The organism is Oceanobacillus rekensis, from assembly GCF_002153375.1.
GTDB lineage: Bacteria > Bacillota > Bacilli > Bacillales > Amphibacillaceae > Oceanobacillus > Oceanobacillus rekensis.
In genome coordinates this window covers 110,327-131,131 of sequence record NZ_MTBQ01000008.1, presented here as the reverse complement: position 1 = coordinate 131,131, position 20,805 = coordinate 110,327, and the positions used below count along the sequence as shown (strand labels likewise).

The 20,805-nt window shown below is 34.9% G+C and carries 18 protein-coding genes; 16 read left to right on the top strand and 2 right to left on the bottom strand.

Going from position 1 to position 20,805, the window contains the following annotated elements:
* The first annotated feature begins 29 nt into the window (after nt 1-29).
* The 8 genes from BV906_RS17170 (at nt 30) to BV906_RS17135 (ending at nt 11,135) form a co-directional block, all read left to right on the top strand.
* Nucleotides 30-692, top strand: a complete 663-nt coding sequence (locus BV906_RS17170) for a recombinase family protein (protein WP_245844276.1) — start codon at nt 30-32, stop codon at nt 690-692.
* Nucleotides 685-2,277 carry a type I restriction-modification system subunit M gene (locus tag BV906_RS17165; RefSeq protein WP_087974852.1) on the top strand — a complete coding sequence of 531 codons (1,593 nt, stop codon included), beginning with the start codon at nt 685-687 and terminating at the stop codon, nt 2,275-2,277. Before BV906_RS17170 ends, BV906_RS17165 begins: the two co-directional genes overlap by 8 nt.
* On the top strand, nt 2,267-3,505 hold the full coding sequence (locus BV906_RS17160; protein WP_245844274.1) for a restriction endonuclease subunit S: 1,239 nt from the start codon (nt 2,267-2,269) through the stop codon (nt 3,503-3,505). The genes BV906_RS17165 and BV906_RS17160 overlap by 11 nt, the downstream gene beginning before the upstream one ends.
* 29 nt (nt 3,506-3,534) lie before the next feature.
* The gene (locus tag BV906_RS17155; RefSeq protein ID WP_087974851.1) at nt 3,535-6,696 is read left to right on the top strand and encodes a type I restriction endonuclease subunit R; all 3,162 of its coding nucleotides are present in this window, start codon (nt 3,535-3,537) and stop codon (nt 6,694-6,696) included.
* A gap of 1 nt (nt 6,697) precedes the next feature.
* The gene (locus BV906_RS17150; RefSeq protein ID WP_087974850.1) at nt 6,698-7,168 is read left to right on the top strand and encodes an HNH endonuclease; all 471 of its coding nucleotides are present in this window, start codon (nt 6,698-6,700) and stop codon (nt 7,166-7,168) included.
* Between the two features lie 45 nt (nt 7,169-7,213).
* Nucleotides 7,214-7,537: a hypothetical protein gene (locus BV906_RS17145; protein WP_087974849.1), complete on the top strand. Its 324-nt coding sequence runs from the start codon at nt 7,214-7,216 to the stop codon at nt 7,535-7,537.
* Nucleotides 7,538-7,855: 318 nt separating this feature from the next.
* Nucleotides 7,856-9,661: a type I restriction-modification system subunit M gene (locus BV906_RS17140; protein ID WP_087974848.1), complete on the top strand. Its 1,806-nt coding sequence runs from the start codon at nt 7,856-7,858 to the stop codon at nt 9,659-9,661.
* A gap of 7 nt (nt 9,662-9,668) precedes the next feature.
* Nucleotides 9,669-11,135, top strand: coding sequence for a restriction endonuclease subunit S domain-containing protein (locus tag BV906_RS17135; protein WP_217896394.1), 1,467 nt, complete (start codon nt 9,669-9,671; stop codon nt 11,133-11,135).
* Nucleotides 11,136-12,514: 1,379 nt separating this feature from the next.
* Here BV906_RS17135 and BV906_RS17130 read toward each other — a convergent pair.
* Both BV906_RS17130 and BV906_RS17125 read right to left on the bottom strand, forming a co-directional pair.
* Nucleotides 12,515-13,012, bottom strand: a complete 498-nt coding sequence (locus BV906_RS17130) for a competence protein ComK (protein ID WP_087974847.1) — start codon at nt 13,010-13,012, stop codon at nt 12,515-12,517.
* Between the two features lie 148 nt (nt 13,013-13,160).
* On the bottom strand, nt 13,161-13,385 hold the full coding sequence (locus tag BV906_RS17125) for a helix-turn-helix domain-containing protein (protein WP_087974890.1): 225 nt from the start codon (nt 13,383-13,385) through the stop codon (nt 13,161-13,163).
* Between the two features lie 313 nt (nt 13,386-13,698).
* Here BV906_RS17125 and BV906_RS17120 point away from each other — a divergent pair, with 313 nt between their 5' ends.
* The 8 genes from BV906_RS17120 to BV906_RS17085 all read left to right on the top strand — a co-directional run bounded on the left by BV906_RS17120 (nt 13,699) and on the right by BV906_RS17085 (nt 20,799).
* Complete coding sequence (locus BV906_RS17120; RefSeq protein WP_087974846.1) at nt 13,699-14,265, top strand: sigma-70 family RNA polymerase sigma factor; 567 nt, start codon at nt 13,699-13,701, stop codon at nt 14,263-14,265.
* Nucleotides 14,266-14,419: 154 nt separating this feature from the next.
* On the top strand, nt 14,420-15,334 hold the full coding sequence (locus BV906_RS17115) for a DnaD domain protein (protein WP_087974845.1): 915 nt from the start codon (nt 14,420-14,422) through the stop codon (nt 15,332-15,334).
* 1,116 nt (nt 15,335-16,450) lie between these two features.
* The gene (locus tag BV906_RS17110) at nt 16,451-17,041 is read left to right on the top strand and encodes a hypothetical protein (RefSeq protein ID WP_087974844.1); all 591 of its coding nucleotides are present in this window, start codon (nt 16,451-16,453) and stop codon (nt 17,039-17,041) included.
* A gap of 104 nt (nt 17,042-17,145) precedes the next feature.
* Nucleotides 17,146-17,370 (top strand): DUF1659 domain-containing protein, encoded by a 225-nt coding sequence (locus BV906_RS17105; RefSeq protein ID WP_087974843.1) that lies wholly within the window; start codon nt 17,146-17,148, stop codon nt 17,368-17,370.
* A 37-nt stretch (nt 17,371-17,407) separates the two neighbouring features.
* Complete coding sequence (locus BV906_RS17100; protein ID WP_087974842.1) at nt 17,408-17,623, top strand: DUF2922 domain-containing protein; 216 nt, start codon at nt 17,408-17,410, stop codon at nt 17,621-17,623.
* Nucleotides 17,624-17,704: 81 nt separating this feature from the next.
* Complete coding sequence (locus tag BV906_RS17095) at nt 17,705-17,839, top strand: YvrJ family protein (RefSeq protein ID WP_087974841.1); 135 nt, start codon at nt 17,705-17,707, stop codon at nt 17,837-17,839.
* Between the two features lie 319 nt (nt 17,840-18,158).
* Complete coding sequence (locus BV906_RS17090; protein ID WP_087974840.1) at nt 18,159-19,919, top strand: DUF4209 domain-containing protein; 1,761 nt, start codon at nt 18,159-18,161, stop codon at nt 19,917-19,919.
* A gap of 28 nt (nt 19,920-19,947) precedes the next feature.
* Nucleotides 19,948-20,799, top strand: a complete 852-nt coding sequence (locus tag BV906_RS17085) for a hypothetical protein (protein ID WP_087974839.1) — start codon at nt 19,948-19,950, stop codon at nt 20,797-20,799.
* Nucleotides 20,800-20,805: the final 6 nt, after the last annotated feature.

Below are 20,805 nucleotides of genomic sequence, written 5' to 3'. Positions count from 1 at the left end.
ATATAGGTTTGTTCAAACTGACTTGTTCAATGAATGAGGTGGAAAAGTTGATTATTGGATATGCCAGGGTTAGTTCAAAAAAACAAAACCTCGCTCGGCAGATAAAAGAACTTGAGGCATTTGGTTGTGACCGTATCATTAAAGAAAAAGAATCAGGTAAAAACTTTAAAGAACGTACAGCCTATAATGAAATGCGGTCTAAAATGCGCTTTGGGGATGTTTTGGTTGTTCATGATCTCAGCCGATTTGGAAGGAACAAGCAAGAAATCCGGGACGAATGGAAAGCATTAATGGATGAAGACATTGATATTGTTGTCCTGAATATGCCGGTTCTTGATACTAGGAAATATAGAGAACTGGAAGGTATGGGGCAATTAGTCTCTGATTTAGTGTTAACATTGCTCTCTTGGATGGTCGATGAGGAAAGAGAACGGATAAGGGTAGCACAAAAAGAAGGTATAGAAATTGCTAAGAAAGAGGGCAAATTCCGGGGTGGTAAGAAAAAGTATCATGTTGGGGCTACTGGTAAAGATAAAGTTATTTATGACAGAGTGGTACAATTGTTAGAAGAAAAAAATAGTGTGATGGACATACATCGAGAAGTGGGTATTTCAAGGAACACTATTTATGATATTAAAAGAAACATTGAAGAAATAGAAAATAATAGAAGGTTGAGGAAATACGATGTCTGAATTAAATTCAAAATTATTTAGTGCTGCAGATAGCTTGCGCAGTAAAATGGATGCGTCCGAATATAAAGATTACTTACTGGGGGTAATTTTCTACAAGTACTTATCGGATAAATTATTAGTAAAAGTAGTAGAGTTGGCAGATGAATCACCAGAAGAATACAACACACAAGAAAAACAAGCAGCATTATATCGAGATTTATTAGCAGATGAAGATGTGAAAGATGACTTAATTGAAACACTTGTTGATACGCTAGGACATCATATCGAGCCAGATTATTTATTTAATGTATTAGCTGAACAAGCAAAGCAAAATACATTCCAATTAAATGATTTGAACAGGGCATTTATCAATTTATCAACGAGTTACGACCAATTCAGTGGTTTGTTCGATGATGTTGATTTAACTTCGAAAAAACTAGGGTCAGACGATCAGCAACGAAACATTACAATCTCTGAGGTCTTAAAGAAACTACATGAAATTGATGTGATTGGTCACGATGGTGACGTTATTGGTGATGCCTATGAGTTTTTAATCGGTGAATTTGCTTCAGAAGCTGGAAAAAAAGCTGGAGAATTCTATACACCAAGCAAAGTATCAGACATGATGGCGCAAATTGTTACGATTGATCAAGAGGATCGGAAATTGTTTAGTGTCTATGACCCGACAATGGGATCTGGCTCATTGATGCTTAATGTACGAAATTATCTTAATCACCCGGATAGCGTGAAATATCATGGACAGGAACTAAACACAACTACGTACAACTTGGCGAAGATGAACTTAATCTTGCATGGCGTTCGCAAAGAAGATATGCGTCTGCGTAATGGTGATACATTAAACAAAGATTGGCCGACAGATGAGCCTTATTTATTTGATTCTGTTTTAATGAATCCACCATATTCAGCAAAATGGTCATCTGACGCATCTTTCTTAGATGATTCACGTTTCAATCGATATGGCAAACTAGCACCGAAATCTAAAGCGGATTTCTCCTTTCTCCTGCATGGTTACTATCATATGAAGGACTCTGGAACAATGGCTATCGTCCTGCCACATGGTGTCTTATTCCGTGGTGCGGCAGAAGGCACCATTCGACAGAAGTTATTAGAAGATGGCAGTATTGATGCAGTAATTGGTATGCCAGCGAATCTGTTCTTTGGAACGTCGATTCCTACAACTGTCATCATTTTAAAGAAAAATAGAAACAACCGTGATGTATTCTTTATAGATGCGAGTAAAGAGTTTACTAAAGGAAAAAGCCAAAACAAGCTAACAACAGAAAATATAGATAAGATTGTTGAAACGTATAAAAACCGAGAAGACGTGGAGAAGTATGCGTACTTAGCTTCTTTTGAAAAAATTCAAGAGAATGAGTTTAATTTAAACATACCGCGTTATGTAGATACGTTTGAAGAAGAAAAGCCAGTTGATATGGCCGCGCTTGGGGCATCGATTCAAGATATTCGGAAAGATAAAGCGGAATTGGAAGATAGTTTGTATGAAACTATTTCTTCACTGCAATATGACAAGGAAAATGATGAATGGATTAAAGGCGCATTAGAGGTGTTTAATCGTGGGAAATAATAAGATACCAGGGATTAGGTTTCCTGGTTTTAACGAGTATTGGGAAGACCGTAAATTAGATGAAATTTTAAAAGAAAGAAAAGTAAAACAAAAAATTTCAGAAGAAGCACCACTTCTAGCATTTGCTGCTGGCCAAGGAGTTATTGGTCGTAGTGAGAGAAAAACTAATAATAGAGATTTCTTAACAAAAGATTCTACAAAAAAAACATATTTGCTAACTAAATTAGATGATATTGTTTATAACCCCTCAAACTTAAAATATGGAGCGATTGATAGAAACAAACATGGTCAGGGTGTAATATCACCAATCTACGTTACATTTGAAACAAATCAAATACCATCATTTATTGAATTAATTGTTAAAAGCAATGCATTTAAACAGCGAGCTCTACAATATGAAGAAGGAACAGTTACAAAGCGCCAATCTGTTAAACCGGAAAACCTCCTATCTTTAAATATAGTATTGCCAATTTCTAAAAATGAGCAAATTGAGATTGGAGATTTTTTTGATGAATTAGACGATACAATTGCTATTCATGAGCAAGAACTAGAAACCCTCAAACAATCAAAAGAGGGCTTCTTGCAAAAAATGTTTCCACAAGAAGGAGAGACTGTACCTGAAATTAGGTTTCCGGGTTTTACTAACACTTGGGAACAGCGTAAACTTCGTGAAATGTTGGCAGAGCCTGTTACTGATGGACCTCATGAAACTCCCAAACTTGAAGAGAGTGGAATCCCATTTATCTCAGTTGATGCAATCGTTGATAATCAGATTGATTTTGACAGAAAACGTGGATATATTTCTGAAGAGACTGATGAGTTGTACTCTAAAAAGTACAGACCTCAATATCACGATGTCTTCTTGGTTAAGTCAGGTTCAACTGTGGGTAAGACGGCAATCGTTGAAACTAAAGAGCGTTTTAATATTTGGTCTCCATTAGCTGCCATGCGCGTTGGTGAAGTGTCTGATCCGTACTTTTTGTATTTCTTATTGCAAACAAGAAAGATGCAAAACCAAGTAAAAGATAAAGCATCTACCGGTACTCAGCCAAATTTAGGTATGCGAGAACTTGAAAAATTCCATACACAAATCACGCCTAATCTTGAGGAACAAAAGAAAATCGGTGCCTTTTTCCAGCAACTCGACAATCTCATCACTCTTCATCAGCAAGAACTAGAAATCCTAAAACAAACCAAAAAAGCTTTCCTACAAAAAATGTTCGTATAAGTGATAAAAAAGTGGAAAGGAGGAGAGTCATGACAAATCTATCTCTCAACAATGAATCCGAAGTCGAACGCCGACTCATTGAAGTGCTAGGAGAAGGATATAATCAATGGAATTATCGTCCAGAACTAAAGTCAGAAGCTGATTTATGGAATAATTTACGGCAGATTATTACGCAAAATAACTTATCAGAAATTGGTGAACATCCGATTACAGATAAAGAATTCGACACGATTAAAACAGAACTTTTACTACGAACAAAAACTCCGTTTGAAGCCGCGAAATGGCTTAAAGGGGAGAATGGCATTGCTCGTATTACGATTGAACGAGAAAATGTTGAATTGGGACCGATGTCAGTCGTATTGTACTCGAATCATGATATTGGCGGAGGAATTTCACGGTATGAAGTCGTTCATCAAATCGCCAAGCAAAAAGCATCGGTAGAAGATAGGAATCGTCGCTTTGATGTAACGCTCTTAATTAATGGTTTGCCAATTGTTCAAATTGAATTAAAACAAGCGAGCGCGAAAGATGGTGTGTTTCAAGCATTTAATCAAATTAAGAAGTATGCAGAAGAAGGAATGTTTCGTGGGAATATCTTTTCTACGCTGCAACTATTCGTAGTTTCCAATGAACAAACGACACGCTATTTTGCCAATGCCATGCCGAAAGATATGCATAAGAAATTTCTCTTTAGCTGGCGAACGACAGACAATCAAAAAATAGAGAATCTCTATGAATTTGTGAAACAAGCGTTAAATATTCCCGATGCGCACCGGTTAGTTGCTGATTATACGATTGTAAGTGAAGACCAAGATAATAAAGTGTTAATGGTCTTAAAACCGTATCAAATCCATGCCATCCAAGCGTTATATAGATCTGCAAGTAAACATGAGTCCGGCTATATTTGGCACGCGACAGGTTCAGGTAAAACATTAACGAGTTTTGTTTCTACAAAGTTACTCGCTAAAAAACCGGGTGTAGACCGGACGATTATGCTCATTGACCGGAAAGACTTAGATAGCCAGACAACTTCCGAATTTACAAAATTTGCATCGGAGTATAATACGGGAATTTCAACTGGCAATGCACGGTCGAATAGTTTAATTGTCGGAACAGGGAGTGCGAAAGAATTAAGTGATACGTTGCTATCGGATGCGAATACCAATACAGTCATCATTACGACGCGTCAAAAGCTAGAATCTGCTATTAGATATGCAGAAAAGGTAGAAGAGAAGAAAGGTACACAACGTTTTAAAAAATTACTTGGCCAACATATCGTCTTTATTGTTGATGAATGTCATCGTGCTTTAAGCGCCGAAGGAATGGAGGACATGAAAGAATTTTTCCCTAATTCCACCTGGTTTGGATTTACTGGAACACCGATATTTGAAGTTAATAAAAAGCAGGCGAAAGGGAACTTAGCAAGGACAACACGTGACCAATATGGCGATGTCTTGCATACCTACACGATTAAAAATGCGCTAGAAGATGGTGCGGTGCTAGGCTTTCAAGTCGAACATGAAAATACAATTGAGCAAACATCGGTGAAAAATACTATTTTTGATCAACTGCGAGTACTTACCAAGTACGCAGATTATACAGATGAGGAAATAAATCGATTGATTGACCAAATGGATGGAATCGAGCAAGAGACCTATCTTGATCCTGCTATTTATGAAAAGGAAGAGCATATTCAACAGGTGATTCGGAAGATTTTCAGACCAAATAATGCTTATATGAAATTTAATTTTGAAAACGGTCGTCCGCAAAAGTCTGCCATTTTAACAACGAGTTCGATTAATATGGCAAAACAGTATTATCATGCGATAAAAGAGATGACGAAGGATCCAGAATGGTTACAGAATGTGTTTGCTAATCAACCAATTCGAACAGGAAGAACAATGGAAGATCCAGATTTTCCGCGAATTGCGATTACATATTCTTTACAAGAAAACGATGAAAAGGCAGCAGCAAACCAAGATGAAATGAAGGAAATTATAAAAGAATACAACGATTATTACGATACTGCATGGTCGCTCGAGAGTATCGATCGCTACAATGGTGATATTAATAATCGCTTGGCACGTAAAAGAGCAGAGTTTAAAGAGTTTGGAAAACAAGTGGATCTTGTTATTGTTGTTGAGCGTTTATTAACTGGTTTTGATGCACCGACTGTCCAAACTTTGTTTGTAGATCGTAATTTGGAATATGCCAATTTGATTCAAGCTTTTTCGCGAACAAACCGAACCTATCCTGGTAAAGAAAAGGGATTAATCGTGACTTTCCGAAAGCCACATACGATGGAATACAATGTCCAAGAGGCAACCAAAGTGTATTCTAATGAAGATGAAGCATCGACACTCATTTATCCAACGTATGAGGAATCAAAGAAACGTTTCAAAAAAGCGCATAAAAAGTTAAAAAGTGTTTCGCCAAATATTGGAGAAATCGATGAGCATACAGCAATTGAAACGCGAGTAGAATTTGTAAAAGCATTCCAAGAGTTTAATAATGCGTATGAAGCACTCGTCACATATAACGAATACAACGATGATGTGGAATCTTCCAAAGCGTTGCAAGGTCAAGTGAAGATTATCGAAGAATCTGTCGGTGTTTATAATACGGTGAAAGGTTCATTAATCGAGGTAGATGATGGTGGAGGAGGAGAAGAAGTAGATTTCTCTGATATTGAATTTTACGGGGAAAATGCTGTTAAAATTTATGATGTGGACTCAAGCTATATTGACAAGTTACTAGAAACCTACTCAGCCAATAATAAGAATATTCGTGATGATATTGAGAACGCCTTGCAAAAATTAGAGAAGAAAGAAATCGTTAAAGAAGTGTACCGTGCGATTTTAAATGCGATTGATGATGAGGAAGTTGCTGCAGATGAAGATATTTTCATTGTCAAACGTGCTTACTTCACAGATGCACAAAATAAAGCGATTGTAGACTTTGCGAACACATGGTTTGTTGACAAAGAAGCACTCCATTTATCAAAGGTTCAATATCTAGTTGGAATGGATCCAATACCAAATATTAGTGACATAATTAATAGCAGGGATTTTGAGCAGTATAAAGCTGTCAATCCTGATGCAAAGCCATTAAAATATGGACCAGAGATGAAACGACAGTGGAGAAAGATATTGGATGATGCAATTATTCCTTTGAGGGATGAGCTGAGATAACATGATTTTGAAATTAGGAAAGTTTGAATTTCAGCTTATTACTCAAATCCCCACTGATAATAAACCGCTTCAAGTAGATGTTTCCAATCCAGGAAGGATAGAAACAATTTTATCTAGAATAATTAGAGATACGGCGCTAGTACGCAATATAAAAAGTGAAAATCATTATCTGTGTCAGGTTTGTGGTACAACCATTAAATTGCCAAATGGAAAGGGATATGCAGAAGGGCATCATTTACGTCCGTTAGGTGGGGCACACCTGGGTCCTGATATAAGACAAAATATCATTATACTGTGCCCAACGCATCATACTGAATTTGATTATGGATCCATTGCCATTGAACCACATTCGCTTTTAATTAAGCATATTGACCCTAACAATCACTTTCATAATAAGAAAAGTGCCTACAATAGAGGAGATTTAGTTACTAGTTATCTTTCATATCATTATGAGAATATTTTTGAGAAATAACAATTAATTATAACAATATCCTTTTTAGATAAAGGGGAGATGGACATGTCAAATAAACTTATTACAATTGATAAAGCAAAAAAGGAAGTAGAGCGATTAAAGAAATACATAGAATTAGTTGAAAACTACGAAACTTATACATTGGAGAAGTGGATAATAAAGAGGTATGCAATTTCTAATAGCATTAGAAAAATATTAGAGGAATCTGCTGATGAAGGTATTACCAACAATGGAGTTCCGTTGGATAGAGGATACATATCCAGTGTTATTAATGGTAAGGCCACAGATGAATTACACCGGATAGTTAGATTAGGTTACAGACATAGAATTAAACCAAATAAAAGAAATTATAAAACTTTTGGTAGATAAACGGAGCAAATAAATACTCATTCATATTTGAACTTGGTTTCATCACACCTAATAGGGCATTATGGAACAGAAAATTTGTAATTTACTATTTCTAGTCAAAGGGGATATAAAAAAGAAGGTTCTTATAAACATGGCATATGATGGAAGTTAGCTGGAAGTCATGTATCAAACTTTTTACAGTATCTATTTTTTACTAATTTATATGATTAAAACGGCTTTTTCTTAATAGTAAACATAATGGTAGGAAATATGTCGTATTTTGTTCTAATTACACTTTTATTCATGTTATACTAAAGAAAAATGTAGGGAGAAATAAGTATGCTTGAGGAAAAAAATGAACTAAAAGAAGGCTATTTAATTGATTTTATATCTGGAAAACAGGTTAAAGAAACTCCTGAAGAAAGAGAAGCGGTTCAGGTTTTTTCAAAAGCTTTAGTAGAAGATTATGGTTATCCAAAAGAATATATACAAACACGGCCTCAATGGCGAGTAAAGGTGAGGCCATCGGATACAAAGAAAGAATACCCTGTTGATATTGCGATATTTACTTCTGAAGCAAAAAAAGAAGAAAACACATATATAATTGTAGAATGTAAGAAAAGATCTAGAAAGGATGGAAGGGATCAGCTAGAAGCTTATTTACGATTCTCTAAGGCTAAGTTAGGTGTTTGGTTTAATGGTGAAAATCGTCTGTTTTTATTGAAGTCAGAAAAAGACGGGGAAGTACACTTCAATGAAATCCCTAATATTCCAATTTATGGTCAAAGAATTGAAGATATTGGATATTTTAAACGCATGGACCTAAAACCTGCACATAATTTAAAAAGTGTATTTAAAGCTATACGTAACTATTTAGCAGCAAATGCTGTTGGAATAACTAGAGATGAAGTTTTTGCACAACAATTGATAAATCTTATTTTCTGTAAGATTTATGATGAAAGATTTACTAGAACAGATGATGTTGTAACTTTTAGAGCAGGAATTGGAGAAAAAAGCAATAAAGTTAAAGAAAGAATAGTTACCTTGTTTGAAAAGGTTAAAATGCAATATGATGATGTCATCGAAGTTGCTGATTCAATTATTCTTGATGAAGAATCATTAACATACGTTGTCGGGGAATTGCAAAACTATTGTTTAGTTGATAGTGAAAGGGATGCTGTAGCTGAAGCATTTGAAATTTTTATCGGTCCTTCTTTAAAAGGCGGTCAAGGGCAATTCTTTACACCGCGAAATGTGGTTAAAATGATTATAGATATGGTAGATCCCGGTATTAATGACAAAATAATTGACCCAGCATGTGGAAGTGGTGGATTCTTAGTTGAAGGTCTAAGGTATGTGTGGAATAAGGTCGAACAGCAAGGTAAAGAATATGGATGGCCAGATCATGAGATATTTGCTGAAAAACAAAAAGTTGCTATTAGAAACTTTAGAGGAATAGATAAAGATAATTTCTTAAGTAAGGTAGCGAAGGCATATATGGCTATACTGGGCGATGGTCGTGGTGGAGTTTATTGTGAAAATAGCTTGGAAAGTAATTTTAATTGGTCCGACGATACTAGGAGTGAAATTAACTTTGGTGGCTTTGATGTGGTTTTAACAAATCCACCTTTTGGAAAAAAGCTCGCAATAGATTCTGATGATATATTAAATAATTATGAATTAGGACATGTCTGGAAGCAAAATAAAGATAACGATACATTTGAAAAAGGTAAACTTCAAGATAAACAACCGCCTCAAATACTTTTTATTGAGCGTTGTTTGGATTTATTAGCACCTGGTGGTAAGCTTGGAATAGTTTTATTAGAGAGTATATTTGGTATGCCGAAATACAGGTATGTTGTTGATTATTTAACAAAGCAAACTAAGATACTAGCAATAGTTACTTTACCTGAAGATTTATTTCAACCGCATACGCATGCAAAAACTTGCGTAGTAATATGTGAAAAAACTGATAATGTCCCTGATAATTATAATATCTTTATGAGTGATGTCAAGTGGTGTGGTCATGACAGTCGTGGAAATCCTACTTATAGAATTAATGAAGAGGGTGAACAAATATTACTAGATGATATACCAAAAGTTGCTGAAATTTTTCATAGGAAGAGTGCAATAAAAAATGATTAGTTTTATGTTGAATTCTAAACAAATTAAGAATGATATATATATACCGAAATATTATGATCCTGAAATAAAAGATGTATTAAGTGAATTAAGCGAATCCCATAATTGTATTACAGTAGGGGAGCTAGTTAAAAAGGGGATAATTGAACACTCCACAGGAGATGAAATTGGTAAAAGTGCGTACGGAACAGGTGATATCCCCTTTGTTAGGACTTCTGATATATCCAACTGGGAAATAAAAACTATTCCAAAACAAGGCGTTGCTAGAGATATTTATGATGAGTACGTAGAAAAACAGGATGTACAAGAAGGAGATATACTCTTAGTAAGAGATGGAACGTATTTAATTGGACATAATTGTTTTATAACTAAATTAGATAAAGAGATAATTTATCAATCACATATAATAAAAATTAGAATGAAAAGCACTGATGAACTCGAACCAGAGCTTTTCTTCTTATTACTTAATTCAGATATAGTTCAAAGACAAATAAGGTCTGTTCAATTTACTGCTGACATAATTGATACAATTGGTCAAAGGTTCAATGAAATAATAATACCAATTCCAAAGTCAAAAAAATTAAGAAAAGAAATTGTTTCTTCTGCTCAAACTGCAATAAAAACAAGGAACACAGGTAAGGCATTTATAAAACATAGCCCTAAGATTATTGAAGAAGTACTTTTGACAGGAACACCTGAAGCTGTTAATAAGTATAAAGCACTTTCGATAGATGAAATCGCCGAAGTCGTTTCTTCTGATACTGTTACCTTAGAATTTGGTGGATTTAATAACTTTACAATTTCTTCAAGTTCTATTGAAAATAATATCCTCATACCTAAATATTATGATCCATCAATTAAAGAGGAGTTAGAAAAATTACAAGAAAAATGTACCTTAATTTCAATGGGAGAGTTGAAGAAAAAAAATATTATTAGTTATTTTACTGGTGATGAAATAGGAAAAATGGCATATGGAACTGGAGATATTCCATTTTTAAGAACAAGTGACTTTTCCAATTGGGAAATAAAATATAATGCAAAACAAGGTATTTCAGAGGATATTTATAATGAATATGCAGAAAAGCAAGATGTTAAGGCTGAAGATATTTTATTAGTACGTGACGGTACCTATTTAATAGGTACTTCCTGTATGATAACCACTTATAATGAGAAGTCTTTGTTTTGTGGTGGCTTATACAAAATTAGGAGTTTGGAAAAGCAGTATTTAGATCCTTATCTTTTGCTAGGTTTATTAAACTCATATATCGTTAAACGTCAAATTAGAACCAAACAGTTTACTCGAGATGTAATTGATACAATTGGTAATAGATTAGATGAAGTAATAATTCCTATTCCAAATGCTGAAGAAACAAAGCAATCTATTAGTGATACTATTAAAGAAACAATTAATTCTCGTATAGAAGCTAGACAATCAATTAATGAGCTCGCAAAAGAGGCGTCTACTATAGTTAAATAGAGCAATTTTAATTCAGTATTAATCAATGATGCATGACAAAGCACAAGATTACGTACGAATGCTGTGCTTTGTCTCTTTATTAGCCTCCCAAAGATTCCTTTCTAATAAAATTAAGATAATTGCTTTAGCTCACAACATATAATTACATTCATTATGCTATGTGGGATATTATAAAAATAGCCAAACTTTTGAACATGTTTGTTGAAGTTACCATTTATTCAATTATATACAGGCATAAAAGAACCTAAAAGATTCGGTCTAAGCAAATCTTTCCACTGGTTTAGGCTGTGCGAAATAAAATCTAGCCAACAAAGGTAGGCTTTATCTAAGAGTAACAAAAGAGTAACGCAATACCGTGAAAAACAGTTATCCATTGTTTTAAATATTACAAGACGTACCCTGTGAAAATGTTTGTATGCCGCACGTTAATCAACTTATGTTATCTGTCGTGAAATATGTTACAAACAAAAGGACTTATGGGCGGCATGATGTAAACTTATACTAGCGAGACTTTTGAATGGGAATTGGGAATATATTATAGGTATTAGAAATTTAGTAAGCTCTAAATAAAAAATATTGGCTTTAGAATAATTAACAACAATAGAAGTCTTATCATTCAAACCAATTATATCTGGAAGACTATCTAAAAAGTTATGAAATTCAAGTCGGTTTCCAAAGCTAAATGCAGTCAATTCCTGTAACGGCTAATACTCATTATCTTCATCTACCACTAATTGATATAATCGCATGATAAGTATCGGATCTAATTCCTCAGAAAGCGCAGGAACTCCAAGAATTTAGAGGATATACCCGCTTTATGTCGAATATGATAAGTGTAAAGGGTGGGTATTATCATAACTTTTCAATACCACTCACTGATTCAGCTAGAGCCATAATAAATCCCTTCCTACAAATACAACAGAAATAGAACATAGCTAGGGGGAGAAAAGTAACTTTTAAAAGTAACTTTAGTTTTTATTAAATCAGGAAGACTGGTTAATATGCATATGTATGGCAAAGTTCATTGTGGAGGTTGTCGGGAAAAAGTAAAACCAGAGTCTAGTAATTATAGGAGACTTTTACACGTTTGCTCATGAAGAATGCTTTCATTTGATTAAAGAACTTGAAATGGATCGAGGTTATTTTGAAAACATTGCAGGAAGATACCTTAGGATTAAAAGCCACTCATTAAATAGAGTGGAGTGGCTAATCTTTTTGTGCAATTCTCAAATCAATTCATTGGTAATCTTCATTAAACCTTTCACATATTGGTCCTTGTTATATTAAGAGCACTATCCAACAGCGCAGCACTTCCTAATATCTACTTTAAAACAGCCCAAGATTGACGTTGTTCATTAAAGCTCCTTACATACTCAATTCTACCTCGATATCAACATTTCCCTGCCTTCAGAAGAAAACACAAAAATACATGTTAATGTACGCCCCATTTGCTTTTTCAATGTGTAATACGAAATGTCTATAGGGATCTGCTTGCCATTATGAAAGGTAATAATTGTTCTAAGTTGTGGGTTTGTTAATCCGGATGCTGGTTTTATATTGGAAATGCTATGGTAGAATAACCAACTGCAATGTGGATCCGTTGTGGAATGAGTTGGAAAGGAATAGAGATCACTCCCTGGGTTGATAGGAATTGGAACCTTTCGTTTGTAACCGGTTTGGTATACGACAGCATCCCTTCTTCCGTCATACGTGGAGTGATTTTCTAAACAAGCCTTTTTGATTAGCTCGATAGGGGATTTCCGAACGATGAACTGTTCGTTATGTTCTATTACGAGGCTAGTGTCCCCTAAAGGTGTGTATGGTAACAAGGCCATTGTTTCTCTGGTAGGAATATAATCGGATTTGAATTCGTTCATGGGGGAAGAACTCCTTTACTTAACGGTGATGTATTTTAAGAACTATTGAAATAGGAGAAGTTCATTTAGCTTGGATTGTTATAGCGGCTGAAAGACAAAAAGAAAGATTTTGCTAGGATATTTTGCTTCTACATTTGGATCCATTTTATTATTCATCCTTGACGTTTTTGAGATCAATTAACTCTCTAATGTCATCTATATTCAATGCCTCGGTAATTCTTTCAATATGATTAAAGTTTATATTTTGCCTCTTTTGATTGGATAACTCAGATAAAGTAGCATGACGTATATCCGTTAAGCGAGATAATTCTCTGATAGAGATTCCCCGTTGAGCAATTAATTCATTAATTTTTATTTTAACCTTCTTTTCCATCATTTTCCCTACAATCCAGTGATATGTCTATATTGAAAAATCTACCATATCGAAATTGTTTAAGTGGTACGCTTATGCGTACCACTTTTGACTATGAAAATTAGTTAACTTACATACCCCCTCAGAAAGTTGATTTTTAGGAGGGGTTAATTTATGTATTTCTTCATTTTCCCTAGAGAAAATATTATTTTAGGCAAGGAAATGAGAAGTTAGGCAGGATGCAGCCCTTTTTGTTTTTATATAGGATTAACCTATCACCTTGCTAATTTGATAGTGGTGAAAATGAAGGAACTTATGGAAAGGGAGTAAACAAATGAATAAGGATAACGATCTGAGTTTTGAAGAAATATTTAAGCAGAATGAGCGCAGAATCTATTACCAGATGCAAAGATTAGGAATTTACGATCCGTCTAGGGAATTTTATATGGAAGGGTTATACGCCATGTGGGTTGCGTACAAGAAATATCAACCAGACAAAGGACCTCTCGCAACTTACTTCAACTACACTATCCGCAACAGATTAATTGATTTGCTACGAAAGAAAGACAGAATACTCCAAGCAGAAGAGAAAAGCCGCGAAGAATCGAAGACACAATTAATGGACGGCAATTATATCCGTAATAGTCATACTACCTATCCACTTCCGAGTGTCTCCGATATCCAACTTGATGATCCGACTCAATGGAGACAACTAAAATCACGACTAACCGAGAATCAGTGGAAGTGGGTATACTTTTACATCTTAGGAGACATGTCAGTGAAGGACATCGCCATTCAAGAAAATACCACCGACGAAGCTGTAAAAAGCTGGGGAAAAGAAGTTAGGAAAAAACTAAAAAAAATGTGTGAAGACGGCTCTTTTAACTCCTATATGAACTGATGTTGTTCCCGGCTCGTGCACTGTTACTCCCAGAATTTTGTTAAGAGGTTAATAGAATTATAGAGGCTGTTAGGAGTATGCTGGTAATTCTTTTCGCTTTTTCTAGCGCCTTGCATCAGTAGAAAGCGTTTATTAATTTGAAGGGGTGGAATCGATGAATTACATAAGACAAGTTAATGCATTTTATACTCAATTGGAGACGAATCCGTTGACAGCTACGGCAGCGAATCTTTGGCATGTGTTGATGCATGTTAATAATCGAGCAGGTTGGAAGGAGGAAATTACGGTCGCGATGTCTGTGCTCTGTAGTAAAGCAAATTTAACAGAAAGCACTTTTAAAAGAGCGAGGAAGGAATTGCAGAAGAAGGGCTATATTTGTGTGAAGTCACGAGGTGGGAATCAAGCGGCTGCATATCAGATTGTTTCGTTAGATGGGATGATGTCTCAGGGGAATGATGAGATGCCTGAGTTGAGCGGTAGTATGGGCGGAAGTGTGGACGACAGTGTGAACCACAAGATGAACCGCAATATGGACCACAGTATGAACCACAGTTTGGACCACAATGTGAGCGGAAATGCTGACCCATTAGTTAAACTAAACAATACGAAACAAAAAGATACAACAAACACAACAGACGCGATTCAATTTTTCCAGGAAAATTTCGGTTTGGTTAGCCCCTATGTTGCAGAGGATATGATTCATTGGATCGATGACCTAGGTGAGGCTTTAGTTTTGTATGCCATGAAACGTGCACTGGAACGTGGGAGTTCGAACTGGGGATATGTAAAAGCAATCCTTGATTCTTGGGTGAAGAAGGGGATTCGTAATGTGGACGATGCTCGAGCGGAAGAAGTGGAGTATCGGCGTCGTCGGGAGCAGAAATCGACACGCAAGTCAGGTGGTTATCGAACTGGTGGTAAGGTTTCTGCGGAGATTGTGCCAGATTGGTTTCGGGAGGGGAAGCACAAGGTGAAACCGAAGAGAGAGCAGAACGAGGATAAGAATGTGAATGTGGAGAAGGAGGTGGCAGAGGTAGCAAGGAGGTTGAGGGAGTATGCGAATGCGTGATGGGTTTGGTTTGTTTTGAAGCTGGAATTGAACTGAATTCTATAGCTACAATCGAGATGAGATTGAAAGAGGAGGTATTTTTAGGTGGGATAAATTTTTATTGTTTTAATGCCACCAAATGCAATGTCGTCTCGATTGTGGTTGTGGAGGTTATCTAAAAAGCAAAGCTTTTTAGATGGTTAAGGGAGATATATGTGGATAAGAAGAGAGTAACACTTTTGGAATCTAGGGAAAATGAGCAGAGAATCTATTACCAGATACAGAGACTAAACATCAGAGTTTCTCATCAGGAATTTTATCAGTGCTCGTTGCTATAGGAAATCAGGTGCCTCTCCCCCCCACCGCTTTACAGTATTAAAGCGATGGGGGACAGGTACCAATTTTTGCGGAGTATAAGTGATCGATATCAAATGAGTAATTTGAGCAAGTGGTGTTTGCTCAAAATAGGAAGTAAGATGGGCCCTGACAGCTATTTCAGATATTTCAAATGAAGAGAGATGAACCTCATATATACGTACTTAAAAGCCAGTCACGAATGAATTGATTGAAAGGTATTTGAGAAGATACGAAAGGGTACAGTCTAAAAAGCATGGAATTACAAGCAAGATTAACTGCATTAGCAGTTAATTAAAGAGGATAGCAGCAATACTATCCTCTAAAAAAGGGGCACATTTAGATTTTTTTATAGTTTTTTTTGAAATCAACTGATGGAAATAGTGGAATTCCGAAAACAAGTAATAACCACCGCCAGACATTAACGTCCGGCTTTTTTATGCCTTTTTTTCAGAAGCGATTTAACCGTACTTTCGATTAGTCGGAGAGTTGGGTGAGTAATTGCGGAACCGAATGAGCAAATAAAAAAAGGACATGAAAAAAGCTAGCTCACCACAACTAGCTTTTCCATTATCCAGGAATCTGAAACTTGGGAGAATCAGTCCCATGTATCTACATTATCATAATAGTATGACTAATAACGGAAGTCAAGCAATTAGTAGTAAAAGGGGTCCTACCAACAAAACGCGGAAAGCATACGCTAAGCATTAAAAATAATAATTTTAAATTATGTATAGGACAATCCTCCTTATCAATAAGTATTTATAAAGGAGGTGCTTGTTTGTGGGTACAATTGAGTATAGATTGCGAGATGCAGCCGATCAATTATCTGATCATGAAAAGGAAATCTTTAAAACTGAATTGGAAAGCCTTTTTACTCAGTTAAATCAGTCTAATTCAGAGGCTTTTCATCTAGGTAAATTAATAATTCTTCCAGCTGATAAGGGAATAGAAAATCCATCTAATATAAAAATTGTATCAGGTAGAAAAACCAAAATAGATCATATAACTAAACTTCAGAATGATAAATTAATGGATAGTATGAAGGAATTAAAGAAGAAGAATGATTTAAAACAAGGTCAAATCGAAAAGATAGTACGTCAGGTTAATAGATTTCAAAAAGATAATAGTCATGAAAAATCTGAGATTGAAAAGGTTATAAAGTATATGGAAAATTGTACTCAAGAAGGTGTTGATGAAAAGCAAGTAGAGAAATATATTAACGATATTGAAAAAAACTGTGATAGATTGAAAAATTCCCTTATCATCGAAAATCCAGAAATACTTACTGACCAGAACAAAGAAGAAGTTATTAATAAAATTGAAGTATTACTAAGTCATATAGATGATTTTAAAGTAAATATGGTTGTATAGATGTATTAAAGCACCTATTCGTTAGGTGCTTTAAATTTTTTTCTGCTTCACACCCCCTAATCCAACCTCACTACGATTGTAATTGTGAAAGGGAGGTGAGAAACATGGCAGTAGCAGATATCACAAAATCCACATTACAGCTGGTACTTCAAGATGGGATTGATTCCGAATCAGGATCACCAATCTTTAAGTCCAAAAGCTTCAACAACGTAAAAACCGATGCAACAGCAGATCAGCTATATGCAGTTGCAACAGCTTTGGTAGAACTCCAGGAGCGTCCACTTTACAACATTAACCGTAAGGACACGACGGATATTCGGGAGGCGTAGTAATTTAAAATCTATTAAATAGAAAGGAGTTGAAACCATGAAAAAATTAGAAATGAAGTTTACAAACCAAGATGGCAAAATTGTTACTTACTCATTGGACAAGCCTATTGAACCTGTCAATGTTGCTTCGATACATGCAGCAATGGATGAAATTATTGCACAGAATGCTTTTACTTCTACTGGTGGTGATCTTATTGAGAAGAAGAGTGCTCGTTTGGTTGAACGTATTGTGGAAGATATTGAATTAGGTTAATTAAATTAGAGCGCTTCATTATAAAAAACACATGACTAGTGGCTTTGCCTCTGGTCATGTTTTGGTAAGGAGGGAATTTACATGGAAACCTGGATACCATTCATGACTGAAGTAGGCTTTCCAATCGCGGTTACATTTTACTTGCTCCATCGTGTTGAAGGAAAGCTGAATCAATTGATTGAATCGATTCATGCGTTACCAGGAAAAATGAGATGATAGAAAGAGAGCTTCGAGGTACCGACCTCCGAAAGTAGAGTAGAAAACTAACTTTTGGGGGTGTTTTTATGGCCAAATATAGTGAGGAATTTAAAATAAGTCTGAAATTTAAGTGCCTGTCCTCCATCGCTTTAATACGGTAAAGCAGTGGGGGACAGGCACCAATTTTCGTATGGGAAATTCGGATAATATTTTTTGAAGGAATTAAAAGTTAGTTGGTGCTTTAATGATATGATAATTATAGAATGTCATTCCACTAAAGGACAGTTCAAGAACGAAAGGTGGTATATTTTGAACTAAAATTAAAGGGGGAGATTTTATGAATCCAAATATTGTAGAAAAAATTAGTCAGATAGAAAGAATAGATTATTTTGAATATTTATTCGATGCAGGAAATATGTTCCAGGATATTGTTAACTTGTCTAAAGAATATGAGGATTCAGAAGCTGAAAAAATGGCTGTGGCAGAAATCAAAGTTTTAAATTTAAACGTATATCATCCCATTATCAATAAAAATTACACCTCAAGGTTTGATGAAACTTTAGTTTCAAATAAGCGGTTTTCTGATAAAGAGATTAAGTATTTTGAACATAGGTTAACGGAAAGTTCAAATGTGGTTTTGAAGAGCAGGTATTCAGATTTTATTTATGAATATGGTCAGGGTGTCTGCTCACTAAACAAGTTTCAAATTGGGTCTCAACTGGTAAATTTAATGCTTCAAACTGCTAATATGCATTTTATTAATGCAAATCCAATAAACGGATTAGATGACTTAGCTCGTGCTTTTTATGTTTCTTTGCAGCTTAAAAATAAAACGATGATTGGCCATTGCAATGAGTTATTATTTGAATTTTTAACAAATTTAGAGGAAAGTAATTTAAGATGGGTATTAGAGTCAGCAAAAATTTCCCGCAATGTTGTATTAAGTCCACTTAGTGAATCCTTTGGAAGTGCTAAACAGCAGGTTGTATTGGAAAAATTAGAATTAGCTCGAAGTTATTATTGGGAAACACAAGAACACCATCTGCATCGGTCTGTATGTAAAGAATTAATAGAATGGTCTAAGGTTAATAAATCAGACCAAAGTGAGTATATAACGGTAATAGGCGCATCTTTTGAAGCGGAGGCAGAACACCAGCAAGGGAGAGAACACAAAAGTGAACTTGTAAAAGCTTCATTCTTAGAAAGAGCTTTGCAGCATTATATGGACTTTGGTTTTAGTGAGCATTTTGATGATTTAAAAATAAGAATTAGAACTGCTTATGAACTGGCGATTGCAAATGGTGAGTTCAAATTAATATCCTCGTCCGGTTATATTTCTCAAGAAGCAATAGAGGTTGCAATTCAGCCCTTTTTACAATTATCTCTAGAAAATGCAATTATGCATTTTGGTAGTGAAATTATGTTCATTCCAAATATTGACCGAGTAGAAACAAATACCAAAGATCAAATGCATTCATTTTCATTTTCTAATTTAGCTCGAAAGTCAGTTGTATCAGATGGTAAAAAAATCTTTCAGGCAATCGATGATAACGACTCATATAAAATGAATTTCAATCAAAATTATATGAGGGAAATCCAAACAGTGGGTAACATAATTATGCTTCCATTGATTGAAAAGTTAATTGAAAAGGGGTTAAATGCAACACATGTTATGAACAGCCTTCGATCTTGGGGGAATATCAACAAAGAAAGTGAATCCCTAATTAAAATAGGCATCGAAAAGTTTTTTGAAAATGACTATGTTAGTTCAATGCATATCCTAGTCCCTCAACTCGAGGCACTTGTAAGAAACTTTTTTGGAAGAATTGGATATGCAACAACAGTAATTAAAAAAGGTACTGTTCAACAGGAACAAACTTTTAATGAATTTTTAGAACGCAAAGATATAAAATCATCTATGCCCAAAAAAATTCACAAATATTTATCGTTTCTTTTAGTGGAAAAGACTGGGTGTAATTTTAGAAATAGAATTGCGCATGGACTTATTCATCCGGCTGAGTGCAATATGACTAATAATATCCGAATTCTTCATTTATATTTATTGATGACGAATTTTACCTTGGAAGAAGAAAAATAAAAAAAGTAAGTGTGGAGATCATTTCGTCATGTTTTTAAAGGAGGAGTTCTTACTGGGAAATTATATTGATTGGGTACGTAAAAATAAATTATTTACTTTTTTGATCATTGTAACGGCATTTTTATTGCCAATTGTAATAGTACAAGTTTTATTTAAATTACCAGCTAAGCTTCATTTTTTTCAAGCTGAATTTTCTGCTGGAGATATAATAAGTTATAGTGCAACATTCTTAACTTTTTTAAGTACGTCCTTTTTAGGTATATTAGCCTTATACCAAAATGATAAACTGGGTAAGACTAATTCTAAACTTAGTAAAATAAACAATGAATTGGTAAGACATCAAACGAAACCCTTATTAACCGTAAATGCTTCCTTAAATGAATATGAAGGGTTAAAATGTTTTTATCGTTCAGTTGAAAGAAATGATAAAGGGTTACTTATTAATAATGGTTATAGTACAAAACCTACATATGCACCTTATCAGAGATTGAGTTTTATTAATATTGGTATGGGAGCAGCAGCCAAGGTTGAATTATATTGGTACGAGCTTACTAGTGTTGAAGGGTTAGAGGACTTAAATAATATTGATAAAAGAGATATTGAAAATTTTTATGAAAAGGTAAATTATTCTAACTTTCAATATGTTGAAGACGGAGAATTAAAAAATGGCGATTGGTTAATTTCGCCGCAAATTGATTTAGGGGTATCTGAAGAAACAAATAAAATGAATCTTGTATTTTCCTACGAGAAAAATGTAGGTTCTCTTCATGCGATAGTAGAGATTAGGTACGAAGATTTAATGGGAGAAAAATATAAAAGATTACTTTATATAGGATATTTAAATTCAAATCCGATTACGCTTCCTGTTTCCGAAATTTAAGTGCCT